A 788-nucleotide genomic window follows, 5' to 3' on the forward strand; every position below is an offset into this window, starting at 1 on the left:
GCCCGCACAAGATGATCTTCTTCTCCCGCTTGCGTCACAATACCAATGCGTAAAAGGCTTCCTTCTTTAAGCGTATCCGAATGGTAAAAAAAAATTAAAGTCTTTGCTATCTGTTCAATTTGCTCTTTTGTATAGTTGGTTTTTTTAAAAGCATCGATAAGCTTTTGTTTTTTCTGAATAGGAATAATATCTTCAGCATAATTTTTTGCGAGATCAATTCGGTGATTTTGGGGGGAAATGGTCACATTTTCTTGAACCATGCGTACCTCAGGAGCATCTGTAAATTGGGCGCTAGAGGATAAGTCATCTAATTTTAAAGGATCGATCAGTGTCAGAATTGAAAGGAGTTCGCTGGTTTTTTCTAAAGTAAATCCAGCTTTTTGTAATTCTTGTTGTGCTGCATTGTCCGTGAGGGTATCTGCACCATCAAAGTTGACTTGATCAATGATAAAATTATAGTTGCGTAGGGTTATTTTTGTTTCCACCTTTACGCCATAAATTTCTCCGGAAGTTTGTGGTGTGCTGCCTTGGTTTTGCGAATCACTCTCAAAAATGCTTAAAGCATCAAATTTAGGATAGGTATATTGATGTGGGCGCTCTTTGGCTAACGCCATTCGAATCCATTTGAAATGTTGTGTCTGAATGATTTTTTCGTCACCCTTTTTTTGCAGAATTGATAATTCAAATTCGCGCTTACTGTCGAAGCTTTTCCGCGCATGGGTGGGAGAAATACGATCACCTTTCTGTCCATTGGCATCAGGATTTGGTGTTTCTGAAAGGTTTGAACG

At 38.7% G+C, this 788-nt stretch carries 1 pseudogene; it reads right to left on the reverse strand.

Annotation, left to right across the window (positions count from 1 at the left end):
• Nucleotides 1–788, reverse strand: a pseudogene (locus ACFIK8_RS09830) (M23 family peptidase); the annotation flags it as partial.

The sequence above is a fragment of the Bartonella sp. MR168JLCBS genome, from assembly GCF_042194175.1.